This window comes from Halococcus sp. PRR34, assembly GCF_028617175.1.
In the GTDB taxonomy this organism is placed as follows: Archaea; Halobacteriota; Halobacteria; order Halobacteriales; family Halococcaceae; genus Halococcus; species Halococcus salifodinae.
On the sequence record NZ_JAQJDA010000022.1, the window covers coordinates 22,953 to 44,582 of the forward strand.

The following is a 21,630-nucleotide window of genomic DNA, read 5'->3' on the forward strand; positions in this document are numbered from 1 at the left end:
TCTGAAGCAGTTTCCACTCACAAATTCGCCCGAAACCACGCATTACAGCCCCGCTAAACCCGCCGTAGTCTCAACTTCCATGGCGGCTAATCGATATATCGATATGCAGTTTATTTAGAAAGATTTGGGCTCTGAGAGGCGCGAAACGCCTGATTTCGGCATATTAGCTCGGGTCGGTTGTTACTCGTGCTTAATCGAATAAGGACGAGTAACTTTTTGGACCTCCCCGCCCTCTCCCACAGCGAACCAGATGCAACAACCCAGAACCCGGGTTACTCGCCCTGAAGCAGGTGATCAGCGCGACGAACGTCCCGGAGGCTCGTAGCGTGGTCCGCATCGACGCCGTCGTCGAGGACTTCCTGACGGACAAGGGGAAAGGCCAGCACGGCGAGAGCGGGAACTACCGCCAGGATGCGGGTCGAGAGCTCGGTCGGTTCGTCGACTTTCTCACCGCGCACGAGGATGTCGTGACGACATTCGAGGAGCTTGACTCGGGCCACCTCCGCGAGTACGCGCGCTACCTTACTCGCCAGGGCTGGACCGCAGGGACGGTGCGCACGTACTACGCGTACATCTCGGCGTTCTGTGCCTGGGGAGTTCGCGAAGGTCTCCTCCCTGAGAACGTCGCCCAGCGGCGCAACGCGACCGAACCCATTCCCGACGACGGCGGTCACAAGAGTGGCGACCAACAGGCGTGGTCCGCCGAGGATCGCCAACAGCTCACCACGTTCGTCGACGAGCAAGCACACCCGGCGATCGATGAGATCGGCGAGGATCGAGAGGCAACGATCAAAGCCTGCCGCGACCGCGCGCTGGTGTATCTCCTGTCGTACTCCGGTGTCCGGGGCGCGGAAGTCCTCCGCGACCGGAGCGACGAGCGACGCCAGGGGCTTCGGTGGGAGGACGTCCATCTCGACGACCGCTATGTGACCGTGTTCGCGAAAAAACAGCGTCTCGACGATCGAGGGCTTCCCGAGCCAGTACTCCATCCGCTACAGATGTACGGGAAGATCCTCGACCCGCCGAGCGAGAGCTGGCCGGTGTTCCCCTCGTTTCATCGCCCGACGCTCTCGGAGCGTGTGACCGACGAGCTGACCGCCCGCGGGTACATCACAACGGAGATCGAAGAGATGCGTACTGACTGCTCGCTGATCGAAGTCTGTGTTGAGTACGATGTTGAACCGCCTTCGATCACAACCGATGCAGGACGGCACGTCCTCAAGCGTCTCTGTGAGGAGGCAGGCATCGAACTCGATGACGACGAGGAATACCTGATGCCCCACGGCGCTCGCCGCGGTGCCGGTGAGGTTCTCGTCCGCACGTCCGGCCACGCGGCTGCCGCCCGAGCCCTCGACAACTCCGAGGAGGTCGTGCGCGAGCACTACTCGCATATCGAAGCCGGCGAACTCGCTGACCAGATGACCAGTTCCTTTGAAGAGGCCGACCAGCAGGGCTAACGATCACTTGGCTCTGGTCAAGCATGCTTCTTCACTCTTCAATAACTGTCTTTGCTCTTGTGTGAATCTCGGCCACCATTGACCATTTCTATTCATCCAATCACATCATTGGCGTGTTAATATTCTTGAAATACATTTATAATTACTGAGTTTGAGGATGAGCGCACGCACAGAACCATTGAAACAGGAAATCGTTTCAGTGTATTATGTGCGCGAAAAAGCACACATGACATATAAACGAGGCAGACAACTCATGGTGATTGCGTTCGCGTTCGGTCTCGTCATTTCGGCCGGTGCGCCCGTTTTGGGCACGGCAACCGCGGGAACACACGCGGACCAACCAAGTGTCGATACGGAAACACTCGCCGCGTCCGATTCCGGCGAGAGTACCGCCGACGAAAGTGGGACAGCAACGCTTGATCCCGCACTGAAGGCATCGAACGGCACGGTACGCGCGCTGTTAGTGCTCGACCAGGCGTCGGTAGATACCGACGCCAGTCGCGCTGCGGCGATCCAAACCCTGAAGCAAAAGGCTGATTCCATCCAGCCATCCGTGATGGCCTCCGCAAAACGCCTCCAGGGCGTGGAGGTGGTCAATCGCTTCTGGGTCGCCAACATCGTCTCGGTCAAGGTCGACACCGATCGCGCGGCCGTCAACAAACTCGCGACGATCGACGGCGTGAAGACCGTCGTCAAGGATCGCACGCTGTCGATCCCCAACTCGACCAAGGGCAGCCAATCCCAGCCTGCAAACGACCTGTCCGGTGATATGGGTGCCCAAGCCCAGACCCAAGCGGACGGCTACAACACCACCTACGGGCTGGACCAAATCAACGCTACCGACGTCTGGGACGACTACGGCACCATGGGCGGGGAATCGAAGGTCGCAGTGATCGACACCGGCGTCGATGTCGGCCATCCCGACATCGATCTGTACTCCGAGGATCCGTCGAACGAGACCTACCCCGGTGGGTGGGCGGAGTTCGACGAAAACGGCAACCAGGTTCCCGGATCGGAGCCCCACGACACGGCTGAACACGGTACCCACACCAGCGGCACGGTCTCGGGTGGCGACGCCAGCGGCGAGTACATCGGCGTCGCACCCAACGTCAAGCTGATGCACGGGCTGGTGATCCCCGGTGGCTCCGGCTCCACCACGCAGGTCATCGCGGGCGTCCAGTGGGCGGTCGGCGAGGGTGCGGACGTGACGAGCCTGAGTGTCGGTGCAGGATGTGGCCTCTTCGGCGGCGAGGTCTACTCCCAAGCGTGGATCCCTGTGATCGAGAACGCGAAAGCCTCGGGCACGGCGTTCGTCAACTCCGCCGGTAATGGCGGCGACTGTGTCGGCTCGCCGGGCAACGACTTCCACTCGTTCTCGATCGGTGCGTCGAACGTGGACGGCGGGATTGCGGACTTCTCGTCGGGCGATCTCGTTGAGAAGAGCAACTGGGACGACCCGCCCGCCGACTGGCCCGACACGTATATCAAACCCAACGTCTCCGGACCGGGCGTCGACGTCAAGAGTTCGGTCCCGGGCGGCGAGTACGGACAGCTCTCGGGGACGTCGATGGCAGCGCCACACGTCGCAGGGGCGGTGGCACTGCTCCACTCGGTGAACCCCGACGCGTCGGTCTCCGAGATCCAGCAGGCGCTGAACAAAACCGCGTGGCGGCCCGCCAACCCCACGGACGCCGACCACGAGCGTGACACCCGATACGGACCGAAAGACTCCCGGTACGGGATGGGGATCATCGACGTCTACAACGCGAGCTCGATGCTCGGTGGGGCTGCGCCCGAGTACACCCTTGGTGACGTCGACGAGAGTGGCAACCTCACCGTCCAGGATATCAAACTCACCCAGCAGTTCATCTACGGTGACGATCCCGAAACCTTCAGCGAGGATCTTGCAGACATGAACCGCGACGGGGAAGTCACCACCGACGATCTCCGATTGCTCCAGAAGAAGGTACTCGATATCCTCGATGAGGGCGCTATCGAAATATCGAACCTCGATGCGCCGGATACGGTCAACGACACTGAAGCGGTGAACGTGACCGCGGATCTCGAGAACACGGGCGATGAAGGGGCAATCCAGGAGATCGCATTGTATGCCTCGAACAACAGTTCGGTCGGCGACGGCGAACCGGTTGCCACCGAAACCGTGGACATGGCTCCCGAGGGCGTCGATGATCCCGTTGGCGAGCCGCACCAGACCACGGTGAGCTTCGAGGTCGCCGCCTCGGAGATAGGTAGTGCGGGCGACTACACGATCGAGGTGGCGAGCGAGAACGACTCCGCAACCGACGAACTCACAATCCTCGGGTCGAACTTCGAGGTGTCCGACCTCTCGGGGCCCGAAGAGGTCGATCAAGGTGACTCCTTCGACGTGAACGCCACGGTGACGAACACGGGGAATCAGATCGACACCCAAACCGTGGAATTCCAGTTCAGAGGAATGACCCAGCGGACGACGAACGTCACGCTCGATGCAGGTGAGTCCACCGAACTGACGTTCGAAGACATCGACACTGCAGGCGTGAGCGGTGGCGGCTACCAGTACGGCGTCGCCACGGACGACGACTCGGAGACGGCGACCCTCACGGTCAACGAGGGAGTCTTCGACGTCAACATCTCCGAGGCACCCGATGAACTCGCGCCCGGCGAAACCTACAACGTTACTGCTCAGGTCGAGAACACCGGCAACGCCACCGATCAGCAGTCCGTCGAGTACGAACTCGAACCCGCTGTGACGAACGTCGCAGTCGTGGATTCCGACGAAGGCTACGGTGACGAGACCGCCGCGGCACTCCGGAACGCGACGACGGATCGATACAACGTCACGGTGGTCCAAGATCAGAGCGTGATGGACCACCTCGATGCCTACGATACGTTTGTGATGCAGGACCTCGATCCAGCGGACCTCGACGTACAGGCGTTCGTCAATGCGACCAGCGACGAGGACACTGGCGTGGTCTGGCTCGAACAGTGGAGTTCGAACAGCGACGCCATCTCGGAGTTGTCAGAGGCGACTGACAACCCCGCGAGCACCGGCAGTGGGTTCGATTTCGACCAGCAGCCGGTCCAGTACTACATCACCAACTCGAGTCCGATCCTCGACGGCGTTGGTGAACCCGGCGACACGGTGCCGATCCATACCGATGACGACGCCGACCGGAGTTGGTTTAGCGGTTACGGCGGCGAGACCATCGCCAACGTTGGCATCCAGAACAGTTCGGACGGGGCGGCACTCGCCGTTGAGTCGGACACTTCGACGGTACTGGCATCCTCGCTCGGTCGGGAGCAATACACCGAAAACCCGGCGTTCACCGACGCGGCGAACACTATCCTCGCCAACTCGGTGGCCTACGCCAGCGGAAACGATCCGGTTGGTGACGTGAGTGCAGACGCGGGTACGCAGGACGACACGAGCGAGAACGTCACGCTCGATCCGGGCGACTCCACGAGCGTCGAGTTCACCAACACGGTGCCCGACGATGTCGATATCTCGCAGGACTGGCTCCACGTCGTCACTTCCGAGGACGATGAGGCCGAGCAACCTGTGGACATCGACATCGCACGTGGAGCGATCACCGGAACCGTGACTGACGAGAGTGGTGCGCCCATCGCAGGTGCCACCGTGACCGCAAACGCCTCGGACGGCAACTACACCGCGACGACCGGCGACGACGGCACCTACACCATCGAGGACGTACCCACGGGTACCCACGACATCACGGCCTCGGCGGACAACTATTCCAGCGCGACGCAGACCGTGGACGTGCCCGCCAACGGCACTGCGACCGCGGACTTCACGCTCGCGCCGGAGAACGGATCGATCTCGGGGACGGTGACCGCGAGCGACGCCGGCGACCCCGTCGCCAACGTCACGGTGGCCGCCGAAGACGGTGACGGCACCGTCTACAACGCCACCACTGACGACAACGGCACCTACACGATCGACGTTCCACCGGGAACGTACTCGGTCAACGTCGCGGACACGCCCGCGGGCTACGAGGCCCAAACCATCATCACGGTCGGTCCGGGCGAAGCCGTGACGGGCATCGACTTCACGGTCGAGCCGACGAACCCGCCAACGGGATCCATCGAAGGCACGATCACCAACGGTGCGGGCACTCCGATCGAGGGCGCTCACGTGGTCGATGCCGACGGTGACGCGTTCAACGTCTCGACCGACGAGGCGGGCCACTACGAGATCGGGAACCTCACAGAGAGCACCTACGCACTCCGGGCGAAGACGGACGACTACGGCACCTCGGACATCCGGTTCGTGGACGTCAAGGCCAACGAGACGACCACTCAGAACTTCACGCTGGGATCGTTCTTCGAGGCCTCGAACCTGAGTGCGCCGGCGAACGCGGATCAAGGTGAGACGATCAACGTGAGCGCAACGGTGACCAACAACGGCAACCAGCAGGCCACCCGAACCGTGTTCTACCTCCCACCGGGAACCGATTTCGGCTCCGACATGCGGAGTCTGGACTCGAACCTGTTCAAGGAGGTCACGCTCGATGGTGGCGAGAGCACCACCGTGACGTTCACCTACACGGTCGAAGCGAACCGAACGCCGGGTGAACACCAGCACGGAGTGTCGGCGGACAACGTGGTCTCGACGACCATCACGGTCGAATCGAGTGAACCTCAGCCAGCGTACTTCGCGCTGTCGAACGTGACCGGGCCTTCGGAGGCCGCACCGGGTGAGGAGTTCACGGCCGAGGTCACCGTCACCAACACCGGCGACGAACAGGCGACACAGACGATCTATCCGTTCCTCGAAGACAGTACGAGGATGACGACCTACGACATCGGCGAGTTCGGCACCGAACAGATGCTCAACCTCTTCCATCCCGCAGCCGCCCCCCAGCCGGTGACGCTTGCGGGCGGAGAGAGCCAGACGCTGACGTTCACCTACAGTGTCGCGGACGACGCGTCAGGTGAGTACCAGTACTCGGTGTCGAGTCTCCAGGAGATCGCGACGCATCCGCTGTCGGTCAACGCATCGAACACGACGCAGCGAGCGCTGGTGTCACCTGACATCTCATCGGTATCCATCACCGCCGCGGACCAGATCATCGCAGGAGGTGTCGGACTCACAGAATAATCGCGACAGCGGTATTCGATCCTGAGAGGCGTTATTTTTGTGATTCATGGCAGAGATTTTGACAGTTGGGTACTGATGGTGTGCATGCCTGCTAATCTCTGGAGTATGGAACAAGGATGAGGGCGATAAAGGCTGGCAACTAGATAGTCCATTGAGGCGTTTCGTTCCACGCGTTGGGATGTCGAACGCGCTCTCAGTACCCATATATCTGCTTGACACAGTGGTAGTAGCAGAGGAGATCACTGCTTTACTCGTGCTTTGCTCTCTAAGCCCGAGTAACGATGATATGATTTCTGAACACAGCAGTAGGACGGCCGAATGGTTCGCTCGATCCACTCTGGCACCGTCCAGCTACAATCGAAAGTTCGTGTCTGAGTCGGCAAGCGGTGCCGCGCCCTGTTCGACCGCCTGCTCGGCCGACAACCGGTCCTGCATCACGAAGACGGTACTGCTCCCTTGGCTCGTGTGATACACCGAGTTCCGGAGGATGTCCGCGTGGTCGGTGTACTTCTTCTTCACCACGCAGAACGGCTCAATATCGTTAGGTGCCACGCGAGTGACCTCATAGAAATACTCGTCCAGGAACGACTCTATCCGGTCCATCTCGTCGGTGGGCACTTCGAAGCGATACTCCTCGCTGTCATACCACTCGCGCAACTCCTCGAAGATCTCCTCCTGGTCGAAGTACTGGCTGAAGACGTACAAGTCGGCGTCTTCGACCTTGAACGCGTTGATCGCCGTTGTGTCGGCATCGAACGTGGGCATGAGTTGAACGGCACTCTGATTCCGAGGATTCTCGGCGTTCTGTGCTGGTTGGGCAGCGGTACTCATCCCGAGCGTAAAGCCTTTTGCTAGCGATCACCACGGCCGCAGCAATACACTTCTCCCTGCCCCGCTGGCGTTGGGGTATGAACGCCTCCCGCGAGCAGCACGATGCGATCGTCGTCGGTGTCGGCGGGATGGGCAGCGCTGCTGTCTATCGACTCGCCGAACGCGGTCTCGACGTTCTCGGCATCGAGCGCTTCGACGTCCCGCACGCCCGCGGGTCGAGCCACGGGAGTACCCGTATCGTCCGGCTCACACAGCCCGAAGACCCCTCCTACGTCCCGCTCGCACGCGCGACCTTCGAAAACTGGCGCGACCTCGAAGCCAAGACTGGCCGCGACCTCCTCACCACCACCGGCTCGATTCACGCCAGCCCCGCCGACGCGGACCTGTTCGCCGACGCCCGCCGCTCGGTCGAAGCCCACGATGTCGACCACGAGGTGCTCACCGGGACGGAGGTCAACGAGCGCTTTCCGGGATACGACCTCCCGCCGGACCATCGAGCGATCTACCAGCCTGACGGCGGCTTCGTCGACTGCGAGCAGGCCGTGATCGCCCACGTCGAAGCAGCACATGCCGAGGGAGCCACCGTCAGGGCCCGCGAGTGCGTCCTCGACTGGCGCGAAACCGGCGACGGCGTCCGAGTGAAAACCGACAAGGGTCGCTATGAGTCAGACAACCTGGTGGTGACCGCTGGCGCGTGGGCCAGCGAGTTCTTTCCCGATCTCGCGTCGGAACTCACCCCATGTCGTCGGATCATGGCGTGGCTCCAGCCCGACGAGCCCGAGCAGTTCCAGCCGGAGACGTTCCCGGTGTTCAGTCTCACCGGCGAGCACGGCGACGGATACGGCTTTCCGATCCACGACGTACCGGGGTTCAAATTCGGTCGCGAGCCGTCGCTGCCGAACGTCGTCGATCCCGACGAAATGCCCCGAGAGCCGACGACCATTGAGGAGGAACGCCACCGCGAGTTCGCCGAGGCGTACTTTCCAAATGGAGCGGGATCGACGATGCGGCTGCGCACCTGCGTGATCACCGAATCATCCGACGGCCACTTCGTGCTCGGCAGCCATCCCGACTACAACAGCGTCCACATCGCAGCTGGATTCACCGGCCACGGGTTCAAGTTCACCGCCGTTGTCGGCGAGATTCTCGCAGATTTCGTTACTGCTGGCGATACCGACCACGCCGTCGATCTCCACCGAATCAACCGGTTCTTCGACTCGTAGAGCCCACCATCGAAATCTCGAGGGCTCTGCACTCCGACAGGGTCCTCACCAAGGTCTTGTATACGATCGACTACTGGTGGCAACTAATGGCTACGAGAGGCCCCTCGTCGATAACTGCATCTGCCCCTGGTAGTGTGACGCCGATCTTCGTCCCACCGCAATCTCCACAAGACGGCTCGCTTGGGGTGAGTTTCGCCATTGAGGACGGCGTCGACGCTGTAGTTGAGCCCAGTACCGACACATCCGTCAGTCTCGATGAAGAGCCCACTACCTTCGAACCCGTCGAGGGTGTCCTTCGGCAACTTGATGTCTCAGCAGCAGTGTCGCTGACTGCGTCGGTTCCGGTTGGGTATGGGTTCGGTGCCAGCGGTGCTGCGACCCTTGCGACTGCGCTTGCTGCCAACGAAGCGTTCGACCTCGGGCGGAGCCGCGAGGAACTCCTCGAAGCGGCCCACCGCGCCGAGGTCGAAGCCGGGACCGGTCTTGGCGATGTCTTCATCCAGGATCGCGGTGGCCTCGTCTGGAACACTGGTGACGGTCTCCAGCGCTCGGAGTTGTCGGCCGATCTCGAGTACACCGCGGTCGATGGGATCGCTACCAGTACCGTCCTCGACGACGAGCAGACAGTTGAACGAGTGCGTGAGTGCGGACAGGAAAGCCTGTCACGCTTCTCCCCTGAGATATCGCTCCGAGAGCTCCTCGACCTGTCCTGGAAGTTCGTGCAACGAAGTGGCTTCGCAACCGATCGAGTCATCGAGGAAGTACAGCGCGTCGAACAAGACGGTGGTGCCGCCAGCATGGCGATGCTCGGCGAGACTGTCATCGCCACCGGCGGGCAGAACGTCCTCGAACGAACAACCCGAATCTCAAATGAGGGGGCGATACTGGCCGCTGGAAGTTGAGAGATGCGTCTGTATAGAATTCTATTCCACGCAGAACCCGGCGGACCTCTCTCGTATCTTCACCTTGTCGCCAGAACCACTTAAAGAGACAGAGCTACGTCTCGTCTGCACTTTGCAGGACGTTCTTCAATGGAGGGGCGTCGTAGTCGGCAAACTGGTCGAGCAAATCGTCAGGATCGTCCTCAATCACGATGATCTCTCGATGGTGAGCACTCACGAACGCTTCATCGCGTTGGTGGTCGAAAAACGCGGCGAGGTCCGCGTAGTAGTCCGCGACGTTCAGGAGTCCACAGGGACGCTTGTGGAGGCCGAGCTGGGTCCACGTGAGCACTTCCATGAACTCTTCGAGCGTGCCGAACCCGCCGGGGAGTGCGATGAATCCGTCGGACTGATCGACCATGCGCTGTTTGCGGTCGTGCATCGAGTCGACGATTTCGAGGTCGGTGAGTCCATCGTGAGCGATCTCGCGTTCGCGGAGTGCGTCAGGAATGATGCCGTAGGCTTCGCCGCCCGCCGCAAGCGTCGCGTCCGCAACCGACCCCATCAACCCGACATCGCCACCGCCATAGACGAGTCCGAGGTCCCGGTCAGCGAGCGTCCGTCCGAGGCGCTCGGCCGCATCCCGATAGGCCGGGCGAGCGCCCTCACTCGATCCACAGTAGACACAGATCCGGTCCATGCTGAGGATCGCTGCTGCAGAGCGAAGTAGCGTGTGATTTCAGCGTTCGATCCGAGGTGCGGGCCGGTGATCGGTTCAGGGGGAGGCTGCGAAGCTATCGCTCGACGCTCGCATCGCTGAGAATCTGCTCCAGAGCCTCAGAAGAGATGTTTCGCCCCGAGATTGGAAGGACTACCGTCTGACCCTGGAGTTCATCGCGATGTTGTCGCATGGCCGCGAGACTCGTCGTACAGGCTCCCTCCGCAGTGATTCGCTCATCTGTGAAGAGGTCCTGTACCCCATGTTTGATCGCCTCCTCGCTCACCAGCCGGAAGTCGTCGAGGTGGTCCCGAAGCACGTCCATCGTGAGTGCGAACGGAACCTGTGTTGCTACTCCTTCAGCGAACGTTTCCATCCGCTCGTCCGGGTCGAGATGCCCCTCCGACCACGCACGATACATCGCTGGCGCGGCCTCGGACTGCGCTCCGACCACCGCTGCATCCGCGAATGTGCCGGCTGTGAGACAGTATCCGGCGGCGCTTGAACCGCCGCCGATCGGACAGAACAGGTAGTCGATCTCGGGCAAGTCTTCAATGATTTCGAGACCAGCCGTGCCGACGCCAGCAACGAGAGCGGATTCGTTCGCCGAGTGGACGTACCGATAGCCGTCTTCAGCAGCCAACGACTCGGCGTGCTCGCGGGCGTCATCGAAGGTCGAGCCGTGAGAGAGCACCTCTGCACCGAGCCGTTCCATCGCCGTCACTTTCGACGGATTCGCTTCTTTGGGAACGACAATTGTGACCGGCACGTCGAACGTGCGGCCAGCATACGCGATTGACTGGCCATGATTGCCCGTACTGGCGGCAACCAGTCCTGGATCGTGAAACTCGGCATCCAATCGAGAGACGAGCGTCATCCCGCCGCGGACTTTGAATGCGCCCGTTGGGAGTGTGTCCTCGCGTTTCAGATAGACGTCAGCATCGAACTCGGCGGAGAGGGCGTCGCTCCGGACAAGCGGCGTCCGTGGAAGGTGCTGGCTGACGATCTGCCGGGCGCGGTAGATATCCGCAGTGGTCGGCGGTGTGAGATCGTGATACGGGAAGATCGTCGTCTCGTCCGGTGACTCGACCGGCTCATAGGTCGGTGGCATACACGAAGAGAACTGACGCGGAGTCACTAACCGATTTGGCTGGGATAGGGCAGCGAATAGGCCGTCACTCTCGTTCGGCGAATCGAGTACGTCTCGGTCACAGCCGTAATCGGGAAGCCGATGTGTATGAGGAAAATCATGCCAAATGGCAACAAGATCTAAGCCATAGCTACCCATATCGTGACGTGCAGGCGTGTTTGCCTGTGCTACGTGCGGTCAACACGGGAACACCGTGCGTAGGAGTATACGCGAACCATGGGCCGGGGGTCAAACCGGCCGGCCCATTTTCCAGCCAGATACCTGCTAGGGATGGCCTCGGGAGCGGGCAACACGCTCATCGAAGGCTTCAGTCCCGAGATTTCACTGGGGGTCACGACTCGGACCGTCCTGGAAGTTGGGAGTTGAAGGACGCGTCGCTGTCGAATGTTATTCTGCGCAGAAGCCAGCGAACCTCTCTCGTATCTTCATCTTGTCGCCAGAACCACTTAAAGAACGATCGGCGACTACGCACCGTCAGTCAGGCCGAGGAACCGACACCGAGATCCGGCAGACTCGGATCGCGGTAGGGATTCCGGCCGTAGACCGCATCGTGGAGGTCCTGCTCATCGAGTTGGTTGATCAGGGTTCGGCGGAGTCGATTGAGGTTCGTCACGTCGAGGTCGTACTGCTCGCAGAGCGCCGTGAACTGATCGTCGTCGGTGATCGAGTGAAACTGCTCGTAGAGGTCCGCGAGGCGGTCGGGCGGTTGCTCGGCGATCCACTCCTCATCGTGAAGCCCGAGGTGGTGTTCGCGCTCGCGGTCGACGACGTGGCGGATCACGACCAGTGCGACCTTCGGGATGGCGCGCTGGCTGCCGAACGCGGTGAGATCGAGATCAACCATGGTACCGATCGCGCGGTCACGCTGCCACGGCGTTAGGCCGAGATTGCTGCACAGCGCATGTGTGAGGCGGAGTTTCTCAAGACGGTGCGCCCGCTCGCTGTAGCCCTCCATCGCGGGGTGACGCTCCTCGTGAAGCCGACGCACGTTCTCGTTGAGGTCGCCATCGGGCGAATCCGCCCGGCCGATACGCGTCGCACTCGGCGTGACCAGCCCCCACCGGCGGACGGTTTCGTCGCGCTGCAGATCGGCCCGTGCGACAGTACTATCGCCAGGACGCCGACTCAGCTGGACGAACTCCTCTTCCTCGGGTGGCGAGGAAACCGGACGTGGAGGACTCCCACCGTCGGTCATGACTCAGGTGGTACTTGGCGCTGGGTGTTGAAAGATGCGTCTGTGCAGAATTCTGTCCTCCGCAGAACCCGGCAGGCCTCTCTCGTATCTTCACCTTGTCGCCAGAACCACTTAAAGAACCGAAGGCCACGGAGCGATGAGGCGGAGTGCCCGCTCCATCAGATCGTAGGGTGAGTTTCGCTACTCTTACTGGCGTTCGAGACCGACGAAGCGGTAGCGGGATGGGATAGCCAGACATTCCAGCGGGTTCATATCCCGCAGATCGGTGGTTCGAATCCACCTCCCGCTATGGCTGTGCTGCTCGCTGGTCGACGAAGATTCACCCAGTCAGTCGACCGGGGGTCGATCCCATCGAAATGACTCGCAACAACCGTTTTGCGTTCGCAACCCCTACAAGAGGGTATGACAGTCTCATCTCGTCGTCCACGCGGCCTCGCCATTCTGACTGGCGTGTGGTTACTCGCTCTCGCTGGGATCGGTCTCCTCGTTGGCTCTCAAGTGGTCGGGACGATCCTTAAAGGGAGGAGCCTCTGGTCAGTGTTGCTCTTCACGGGCGTGCTTGCGCTCGTCTTCGGCTACCTGAGCTATCGGTTCAACACCAAGCGTCTCCTCTCGCATCTCGACGTGGCCCCGCTCTCGCAAGCCCGTGCTCCAGGGATTCACGCGGGCGTCGATCGCCTGACCAACCGCATGAGCATCGACCGTCCTGACGTCTATACCGCGCGGATCGGCCAGCCCAACGCGTTCGCGCTCGGTAGCGGGACGCTCGTAATCGATCAATCGCTCACCCGGTTGCTCACGCCAGCGGAACTCGAGGGAGTGCTCGCACACGAACTCGCGCATCTCGAAGGCTACGATAGCCTCCTGCGGACGCTGGCGACGAGCCTGCTACGGACCGTGACCGCTCTCCTCCTGGTCGTGCTCGTCCCGTTCGTAGTAGTCGTCTCGATGGCCTGTTGGGGACTCTCGCTGGTTGTGGGCCGCCCGGTGCGGGGTCCCGACAGTGTTGGCAGTAGCCTGCGACGCGGGCTGCACCGGCTGGTGATGAGCCTACTCGTCGCGCCAACGCTGGCGCTTCAAGCCTACGCTCGCCGTCGGGAGTACGCGGCTGACGACCGGGCCGTAGCAGTCTTGGACGACCCACTTGCGCTGGCGCGTGCGCTCGAGAAAATCCAGCGCGCGAACGAGCCCGGCTGGGGGCTGTTCTCGTGGTTGCTCCCGAATCGCCAGCGTACTGAACGCACACGGTTGGAGCGAGCGTTCGCGAGCCATCCACCGACTGACGAGCGCGTCGAGCGCGTTCGAGAGGCCGCAACCGCCGCTGGGCCGAATCCCGGTTCGAGCCGGTGGCGACACGTCGACATCAACTGAGGCTCATCAGTGGTGGCCGGGACGTTCACCTGCCAGCTGGCTGGTTCTAAAGCTGTCTCGGTGAGTGGTTCACCTATTTGGATGCTCGCCGTGGAACGGATGCCTATGCGCCTCCAAGACTACTGGGGAATCGGCCCGAAGACAGCTTCCCAACTCGAAGATGGACTCGGCACTGAACGGGCGATTCGGGCGGTCGAATCGATGGACATCGGTGCCCTCGTCGATACTGGACTCGCCCGCGGGCGAGCCACTCGAATCCTCCGACACGCCCACGGCGAACAGGGGATGGGCATTCTCACAACACCGGACGCCCGCACCGTCTACAAGGATCTCCTCGCACGAGCACAAGCGTACGCTGTCACTGACCACGCTGGCGATCGGATCCGCGTACTGACCCCACTGACGTCGGTCGACGCGATGGACGAGCGTCTCGACGAGGTGACCCTCGCAACGGACACCTGGGCCGATCTCGACGACTCCACCCGCGAGGCGGTGCTCGATGTCTTCACCAGCTTCGATGAAATGGGTGGTGGCGATCGAGCCGCGGTCGAGACCGTGCTCGCGCTCCAAGACGTCGGTGTGGACACCGGTGTGTTCGCCTCGATCGACGCGATTGATCCCGACGCGCTCGACGACGCCCGCGAAGCACTCGGTTCACTCGACACCGAGGGGGAGGAAATCACCGTCCGTGAGGACGTTGACGACGAACTCGATACGGCCCGCGACCAACTCGCGGCGATTGAACACCTCGAGGCGCAGGGCATCGACGTTATCGAGGCCATCCAATCCGACGGCGTTCGCTCATCCGAGGAGTTCCGTGAAGCGTTCATCAGCCATGTGGCGAACGAGACGCCACTCCCGGCACCGCGTGTCCGGGAAGCAACCCCGACCGAAGCCGCCGATGCTGCGGACTTCGTGACGCAGGGCCTCCGCGATCTGCTCGCTGCACTCCGTGAATCAGTCGAGACGCGTGAGGAAGCGGTCGCGAACGAACTGGAGGCCGCGCTCAACGACAGCCGCGATGAGATTGAAGCTGCTGTGACCGCGGTGAGCGAGACAGCCTTCCAGCTCTCACTCGCTCGGTTCGTTCACGCCTACGATCTGACCCGTCCCACGTTCGTCGAATCGGGCTGTGTGGCGGCTGTGAACGCGCGCAACCTCTCACTCGTGGCGGCGGCTGACGACGAGGTGCAGCCAGTCACGTACGCCGTCGGCGACCACGAGTGTGCGGAGGAGGTGCCGACTGGGGATCAGGTCACGGTGCTCACCGGGGCGAACAGCGGGGGAAAGACGACCCTCTTGGAGACCCTCTGTCAGGTGGTCGTCCTCGCTCACATGGGTCTGCCCGTCCCCGCAGAGGCCGCAGAGGTGAGTCGGGTCGATGCGATCGTGTTCCACCGCCGGCACGCGAGTTTCAACGCGGGCGTGCTCGAATCCACCCTCCAGACGATCGTTCCGCCGCTGACGGAAAGCAACCGGACGCTGATGCTGGTCGACGAATTCGAAGCCATCACCGAACCGGGGAGTGCCGCTGACCTGCTGTACGGGTTAGTGCGTCTCGCCGTCGATGCGGGCGCTGTCGGTGTCTACGTGACCCACCTCGCGGACGATCTCGAACCCCTGCCCGACCGGGCACGGACTGACGGCATCTTTGCGCGGGGGTTACGCGACGACCTGACGCTGGACGTGGATTACCAGCCGCAGTTCGGGACCGTCGGCCGGTCGACGCCGGAGTTCATCGTCTCTCGGTTGGTAGCGAACGCAAGCGATCGGAGCGAGCGCGCCGGTTTCGAAGCACTCGCCGACGCCGTCGGCGAGGAAGCCGTCCAGCAGACCCTGCTCGATGCAGAATGGTCAGCTTAGATTTTCCCACTGACTCGGTTGCTGTCAGACAGGTATACGCGACATAACCGAGGCGACTTTGATTCCTGACCGCTTTGGGTGGCGTATGGCGGTGGCTGGCGACCTCGGCGATTCTCACGAACTCTCAGAGCGCGCGCGACAGTATGCAAACACCGTCATCGACGGCGGGGAGTGGCCCCTAGCGTCCCCTCTTGTCGATCTCGACTGTGTAACCTTCGAAACCAGCACCCGGATGAAACGACAGCATGGCGTGTGCTCCTCCGACGGAGACGGCCACTGCACGATCCGACTCTCCGAGCAGACCCACGACCGAGCGGGCTTCGCGGCGATGAAACAGACGATCCGACACGAACTCGTCCACTGCTATCAACACCAGACCGACGGTGTTGAACCAGGACACGGCGAATCATTCAAGCAATGGGTCGATCCGTTAGCCCTCTCGGGACGGTGTAGTACGCACTACGAAACCCAGCCTGAAGACTACAAGTATCAGTTCTACTGTACCCAGGGCTGCGGTTTCATTGGTGGACGCCATCGCTGGAGTGTGGCCGTCCGCCGCGCTATCCGTGGTACACAGGTCTGCGGGGAGTGCGATGGAGAACTTCGTGTTGAGGGACCACGCGGCTCCCTTGACGAGGTACCCAAGTGGCGAACTGATTCGAGCATCGATGAAGACAATCTTCGCTATCGCTTCTATTGTGCCAACTGTGGGCTCATCGGAGGCCGCAGGCAGATGTGCAAAACCGTTCGACGGGTGGTTCGGGGAGAAACATGGTGTCGAGACTGTGGCTCGTGGCAGATCGAGACCCGCGATGAGAATGGAGCAACCGTTACGTCTACTCCCCAGCGATAAGAAATATGCAAGAACATACGCACAGTCCATCGAAGACCCATGACCAGTGACAAAGAGACGGTCCACACCGACTTGGTGGAGGCAAGCACCTCCGTCATCGATCAACTCATCGAGGATACCCGCGTCGTGGAGATCGGGCAAGATAACTGGTATCCGGACCTACTGTTCCGACAGGACACTCTGTTTGTCCACGAAACTGCGGCCGACGCAACCATCCAAGTCCCAACAAAGGCAGAGGCAGATATCAAAGAGACCCGGGGCGGCGAAGAGCGGTATTTCAAGCTCGTTTCAGGTGCGCGCACGACACTCGAAGACGGCTTGGAAGCCCGCGATTTCGTCACCGAAGCCTATGCTGACCCTGATCGCGGGCAAGGACGATTGCGTGTCTACGGCTGGGATCGTGACCCGTTGTGGTTTCAGCGTGGTGATTACATGAAGATCTATCGCTGGCGAACACCTGTCGAAGTGGTCCACGTATGTCCTACCGGTGAGCGAGCTCCCGAGGATCGGCCACTGCCCGTGACAGGCGACGGCACGTACATCGGCGCGGACTCACACCACCTCTACCTGCGTGGGAACCGCGGTGGTGAGTACCTCATCGATTATGACGACGATGTTGTATCAGTGTACCAACGCGACACCGAAACGAGTGAGGCACTCGACAAGATGGTTGAACTGAGTCGGACCATCTTCGTCGGGAACCCTGAGACGGGCCCGCGACTAGAGATCCCACCGGATCAGGCAGAGGAGTAAGGCCGGTATCGGAACCGTTAGCCTTGCGGACTGAGTACTGCTTCTGTGGAGGATACCGTCGCATGGCTCCGGGACCGGCCGTATTACGATGGACAGGTGCAACTCCACCAGCAACTCTCCGGCCGGTCCGCTACTTTCCAAGATGTCGATGTCGAGTCTCGACTGGCGAGCGTCCTCGCCGATGACGGAATCGAGCAGTTCTATGACCACCAAGCCGCCGCGATCGAGGCCGTCCGCGACGGCCGGAACACCGTCCTCGCGACCCGAACCGCGAGCGGCAAGAGCCTCGCCTACACCATTCCTGCCCTTGAGCGCGCACTCGCCGACAACCGCTGTACGCTCTACATCGCGCCACAGGTCGCGCTCATCAACGATCAGGCCGATACCCTCTCCGACCTCGCTCATGGCCTCGGCTTCGGCAGCCGTGTTCGTGTCGACCAGTACACCGGCCGCCTCTCCAAATCCGAGAAACGCGACGTTCGCGACCGCCAGCCAACCGTCCTTCTCACGACGCCGGATATGCTCCATTACGGCATCCTGCCGCACGCTCGCCGGCTCTGGGACTGGTTCGTCGAGCGCCTCGACACCGTGGTGATTGACGAGGTCCACGAGTATCGCGGCGTGTTCGGCAGCCATGTTTCGCTCGTACTCCGTCGCCTCGCACGCGTTTGTGAGGAGTTCGACGCCGATCCTCAATTTGTATGCTGTTCGGCCACCATCGGCAATCCGACCGAACACGCGAGTGCCGTTACCGGCCAGCCCAGGGAGTCGTTCGCACTGGTGGACGAGGACACGAGTACGACCGGCCCGACCCACTGGCTGTTCTGGAACCCGCCCGAGTACGACGACGACTCCCAGCAGGGCCAATCCGACAGCAGCGGACGACGACGATCGAGCCACACCGAAACCAAGCGTCTGTTCGCCGATCTCGTGAGTCGCGGCTTCCAGACCGTAGCGTTCACGAGCGCCCGTCAAGCTGCCGAACGCTACGCCTCCGAGAGCGCCGACGCCCTCCGTGATCGCGGACACGGTGACCTCGCCAGCAGCGTTACCGCCTACCAAGCGGCGCTCCCGCAGTCCCGCCGTAACGTCATCGAGGACGGTCTCCACGATGGGTCGATCCGCGGTGTCTGGAGTACGAACGCGCTCGAACTCGGTGTCGACATCGGCGAACTCGATGTAGTCTTGCTCGACGGGTATCCGGGCACGCGGATGGCGACTCACCAGCGTGCAGGGCGAGCGGGGCGGGGCGACGATCCGAGTCTGGTCGTGCTCGTCGCCGGCGAGGACCAGCTCGACCAGTACCTGATGGACAACCCTGCAGACTTCTTCGACGGCGATCCAGAGCAAGCGGTCGTCAACCCCGCGAACGACCAACTCATGCCCGATCACGTGCTGAGTGCCGCCCGAGAGTCGTGGCTTGCGCCCGACGACCGCGAGCACTTCGGCGAGGAGTTCCCGCCGCTGGTCGCCGACCTCGAAGATCGAGGCGATCTCGACCGCCGTACCACTAACGGCGGCGTCCGATGGACCTACGACGGTGACGGCAGCCCACAGCACGAGATGAGTCTGCGGACCATCGACGACCGGACCATCCAGCTCCGGGATCGCCAACGCGACGAGACGGTCGGGCAACTCCCCTTTGGCGACGGTCTTCGCGACGCGCATCCCGGCGCGATCTATCACCACCAGGGCCGGACCTACGAAGTCGCGGAGCTCGACCTCTCCCACGACATCGCCGGGCTCGAATCCTCGTGGGCGGACTACTATACTCAGGTGCTCCACGACAAGCAGATCACCGTCGAGGAGGATCTCGATGCGGTCACACTCCCAACACGCGAGGACGTCACGGTCCGGTTCGCCGAGGTGACGATGCGCAAGCAGATCACGGGCTACGAACGCCGCGACCGGGCCACCGGTGACTCACTCGGGCGCTTTTCGCTGGATCTGCCCGAGACCTCGCTTCGGACGCGAGCGCTGTACTTCACGGTGCCCGAACCGGTCGAGACCGCCATGCGCGAAGCCGAGGGCGACTTCAACGGCGGGATCCACGCCGCCGAGCACGCCATGATCGCCATGTTCCCGTTCGAATTGCTGTGTGATCGCCGCGACATCGGCGGGCTCTCGACGCCGCTACACCCACACACGAATCAGAGCACGATCTTCATCTACGATGGCTATCCTGGCGGTGTCGGGCTTACGAAAGCGGGCTACGACGACGTCGAGACGCTGATGCGCCGGACGCAGGAGATAATCGAGAACTGCTCGTGTACTGGAGGATGTCCGGCCTGCGTTCAGTCACCGCACTGCGGGAACGCAAACGACCCACTCGACAAGGACCTCGCCACCATGCTGTTGGACCGACTGCTCGACAGCACGTAGCTGAGAATATGTCGTATCGCGCGAATGGGATACTGTCTTCATCCAGCGTTCTCTTAGCAAAGCATATGCGCACCGATACCGACGGTACCCTGAGCCGGCTCAAACGACCACTGCTCTACGTGATGGGAGTCTTCTACGCCGCCGCAGGGGTGATGCATTTCGTCGCGCCGAAGGTCTACGCTCGGGTCGTACCACCACAGTTTCCCCGGCCGGTTGCACTCGTGTATCTCTCCGGCATCGCGGAAATCGTTCTGGGGATTGGCGTCTTGATCCGGCGGACGCGTCAGCAGTCCGCGTGGGGAATCATCGCGCTCTTGATCGCCGTGTTCCCGACGAACGTCCACATGGCGACCAACAACGTAGCAACTGATGCAGCCCCCGACTGGGCCGAGAGCATCACTCGAGCGGTGCTGTGGCTCCGACTCCCGCTCCAAGGCGTTCTGATGCTCTGGGCGTGGTGGTACACGCGCTCGATGCCTGAAAACGCCGAATAAGCCCCTTCAGAACCCGAGGCGCAACAGCAACGACCGATTGCACGCTAATCGAATAGTGACAGAGCCCGGAAAGACTTAGCGCTCTCCCCGAGCACCTCTCACATGGCCATCGAGGTATCGACCACCGAACGTATCGATATCGTGGATATCACCAGCGAGGTTGCCGAAGCGGTCCCCGCAGACATCGATGATGGAATGTGTCTGGTGTTCGTCCAGCACACGACGGCGGGTGTGGTCCTCAACGAGAACGAACGCGGGTTACTGAACGATATCACCCGAGCAGTCGAAAGCCTCGTCCCAGCCGACGAGGACTACGAACACGACGCTATCGATGACAACGCCGTCGCACATCTACAGGCGACGGTCCTCGGCGAGAGCGTAACTGTTCCTGTTGTCGAGGGAGAGCTGGATCTCGGGAGGTGGCAGTCTGTGCTGTTCGTCGAGTGTGACGGCCCGCAAACCCGCCGCGTGTCCGTCACCGTCATCGATGGATAGGCGTCCGACGACGACTGGGTGCCTCCGTTCTCCGATTCCGCAATGGTGGGTGCTCGACGACTCCGAGTACTCATCACCCGACGTGAGAACCGGCACAACAGTCATCCCGCAGCAACCCTCTCACGGAACTATGGGATACAAACGCACACGACGCGTCCCAGTGAGAGACTACACTGAGGTCTATGACGCCGACCTGTCAAATGTATCCCTCACGGGCACCAACGATGTCCGACGAATACAGATCGTCCACGTTCCGGACGACCGCCATGAACGGGATATCGTCGATAACGAGGCACTGGCGGCGGGCGAGGCGCACGAAGTTCTCGTTCGAGAGCCCGTCGAAATCGTCGACCACTCGCCGAAAAGCGCCGTTTCCGTGTTGGAGGGGCCATATGGGCGCGAGAACGCGCTGTCGCAAGCGAGTGCCCTCGCCCGCGACGAGGACCTCCCGATTGCTGAGGAGATCGTCACATTACGACCCCATCACTGGAGCGACGCCGGTCACTGGGCGACGTGTCCAGCATGCAGTAGTGAGGAACTCGTCCTCGTCAGTGATCTTGACGATACCAATCTGACGCTGGCGTGTCGGGCCTGCGACGAGCGAGCACAGGCCGAGACTGACCGCACAGAGATGCATTCCGAGTGGTTCCATTGTCCGGGCTGTGGCAGTGGCGATGTCAACGTCGAGCTCTCCGGCCCAGCCGGCTCTACATGGTGGAGCTGCGACGACTGCGGCTACGATACGGTGCCGGCTCCGCCGGACCGCGCCTACGCCGAAGCACGCGACACCAGCCTCCCAGCATAAGGCTCACCAGCCCACGTTATTATCTACTGGCACCTCGTAT

General features: G+C 61.8%; 16 protein-coding genes and 1 tRNA gene. 13 read left to right on the forward strand and 4 right to left on the reverse strand.

What is annotated here, in order from left to right; genetic code table 11:
• The first annotated feature begins 326 nt into the window (after positions 1-326).
• Positions 327-1,457, forward strand: a complete 1,131-nt coding sequence (locus PHA81_RS17775) for a phage integrase SAM-like domain-containing protein (RefSeq protein WP_273837952.1) — start codon at positions 327-329, stop codon at positions 1,455-1,457.
• 253 nt (positions 1,458-1,710) lie between these two features.
• Positions 1,711-6,576, forward strand: coding sequence for a carboxypeptidase regulatory-like domain-containing protein (locus PHA81_RS17780; RefSeq protein ID WP_273837892.1), 4,866 nt, complete (start codon positions 1,711-1,713; stop codon positions 6,574-6,576).
• Between the two features lie 351 nt (positions 6,577-6,927).
• Here the strand turns inward: PHA81_RS17780 and PHA81_RS17785 are convergent, their stop codons facing one another.
• Complete coding sequence (locus tag PHA81_RS17785; RefSeq protein ID WP_273837893.1) at positions 6,928-7,407, reverse strand: hypothetical protein; 480 nt, start codon at positions 7,405-7,407, stop codon at positions 6,928-6,930.
• Positions 7,408-7,484: 77 nt separating this feature from the next.
• On the opposite strand from PHA81_RS17785, the gene solA reads away from it, so the two are divergent.
• Positions 7,485-8,630, forward strand: a complete 1,146-nt coding sequence (gene solA / locus PHA81_RS17790) for an N-methyl-L-tryptophan oxidase (RefSeq protein ID WP_273837895.1) — start codon at positions 7,485-7,487, stop codon at positions 8,628-8,630.
• An 86-nt stretch (positions 8,631-8,716) separates the two neighbouring features.
• On the forward strand, positions 8,717-9,532 hold the full coding sequence (locus tag PHA81_RS17795) for a GHMP kinase (protein WP_273837897.1): 816 nt from the start codon (positions 8,717-8,719) through the stop codon (positions 9,530-9,532).
• 94 nt (positions 9,533-9,626) lie between these two features.
• On the opposite strand, the gene PHA81_RS17800 is transcribed toward PHA81_RS17795, so the two are convergent.
• From PHA81_RS17800 to PHA81_RS17810, 3 genes are all read right to left on the reverse strand, one after another.
• On the reverse strand, positions 9,627-10,211 hold the full coding sequence (locus PHA81_RS17800) for a TIGR00730 family Rossman fold protein (protein ID WP_273837900.1): 585 nt from the start codon (positions 10,209-10,211) through the stop codon (positions 9,627-9,629).
• Positions 10,212-10,305: 94 nt separating this feature from the next.
• The gene (locus tag PHA81_RS17805; protein ID WP_273837902.1) at positions 10,306-11,340 is read right to left on the reverse strand and encodes a threonine/serine dehydratase; all 1,035 of its coding nucleotides are present in this window, start codon (positions 11,338-11,340) and stop codon (positions 10,306-10,308) included.
• A gap of 517 nt (positions 11,341-11,857) precedes the next feature.
• Positions 11,858-12,574 (reverse strand): DNA-directed RNA polymerase subunit epsilon, encoded by a 717-nt coding sequence (locus PHA81_RS17810; protein WP_273837904.1) that lies wholly within the window; start codon positions 12,572-12,574, stop codon positions 11,858-11,860.
• A 215-nt stretch (positions 12,575-12,789) separates the two neighbouring features.
• Here PHA81_RS17810 and PHA81_RS17815 point away from each other — a divergent pair.
• The 9 genes from PHA81_RS17815 (at position 12,790) to PHA81_RS17855 (ending at position 21,590) form a co-directional block, all read left to right on the forward strand.
• Positions 12,790-12,863, forward strand: a tRNA-Met gene (locus PHA81_RS17815).
• A gap of 113 nt (positions 12,864-12,976) precedes the next feature.
• The gene (locus PHA81_RS17820; RefSeq protein ID WP_273837905.1) at positions 12,977-13,945 is read left to right on the forward strand and encodes a M48 family metalloprotease; all 969 of its coding nucleotides are present in this window, start codon (positions 12,977-12,979) and stop codon (positions 13,943-13,945) included.
• A 105-nt stretch (positions 13,946-14,050) separates the two neighbouring features.
• A complete protein-coding gene (locus PHA81_RS17825; protein ID WP_273837908.1) occupies positions 14,051-15,808 on the forward strand; it encodes a DNA mismatch repair protein in 1,758 nt (585 codons plus the stop codon).
• An 85-nt stretch (positions 15,809-15,893) separates the two neighbouring features.
• Positions 15,894-16,661 carry a SprT-like domain-containing protein gene (locus PHA81_RS17830; protein ID WP_273837909.1) on the forward strand — a complete coding sequence of 256 codons (768 nt, stop codon included), beginning with the start codon at positions 15,894-15,896 and terminating at the stop codon, positions 16,659-16,661.
• 39 nt (positions 16,662-16,700) lie between these two features.
• On the forward strand, positions 16,701-17,414 hold the full coding sequence (locus tag PHA81_RS17835; RefSeq protein ID WP_273837910.1) for a hypothetical protein: 714 nt from the start codon (positions 16,701-16,703) through the stop codon (positions 17,412-17,414).
• Positions 17,415-17,459: 45 nt separating this feature from the next.
• Positions 17,460-19,796, forward strand: a complete 2,337-nt coding sequence (locus tag PHA81_RS17840) for a DEAD/DEAH box helicase (protein WP_273837911.1) — start codon at positions 17,460-17,462, stop codon at positions 19,794-19,796.
• Between the two features lie 65 nt (positions 19,797-19,861).
• Positions 19,862-20,290: a hypothetical protein gene (locus tag PHA81_RS17845; RefSeq protein WP_273837912.1), complete on the forward strand. Its 429-nt coding sequence runs from the start codon at positions 19,862-19,864 to the stop codon at positions 20,288-20,290.
• A 102-nt stretch (positions 20,291-20,392) separates the two neighbouring features.
• The gene (locus PHA81_RS17850) at positions 20,393-20,785 is read left to right on the forward strand and encodes a secondary thiamine-phosphate synthase enzyme YjbQ (protein WP_273837913.1); all 393 of its coding nucleotides are present in this window, start codon (positions 20,393-20,395) and stop codon (positions 20,783-20,785) included.
• A 160-nt stretch (positions 20,786-20,945) separates the two neighbouring features.
• Entirely contained in the window at positions 20,946-21,590 is a 645-nt protein-coding gene (locus tag PHA81_RS17855) for a hypothetical protein (protein WP_273837915.1), read from the forward strand.
• The last annotated feature ends 40 nt before the right edge of the window (positions 21,591-21,630 follow it).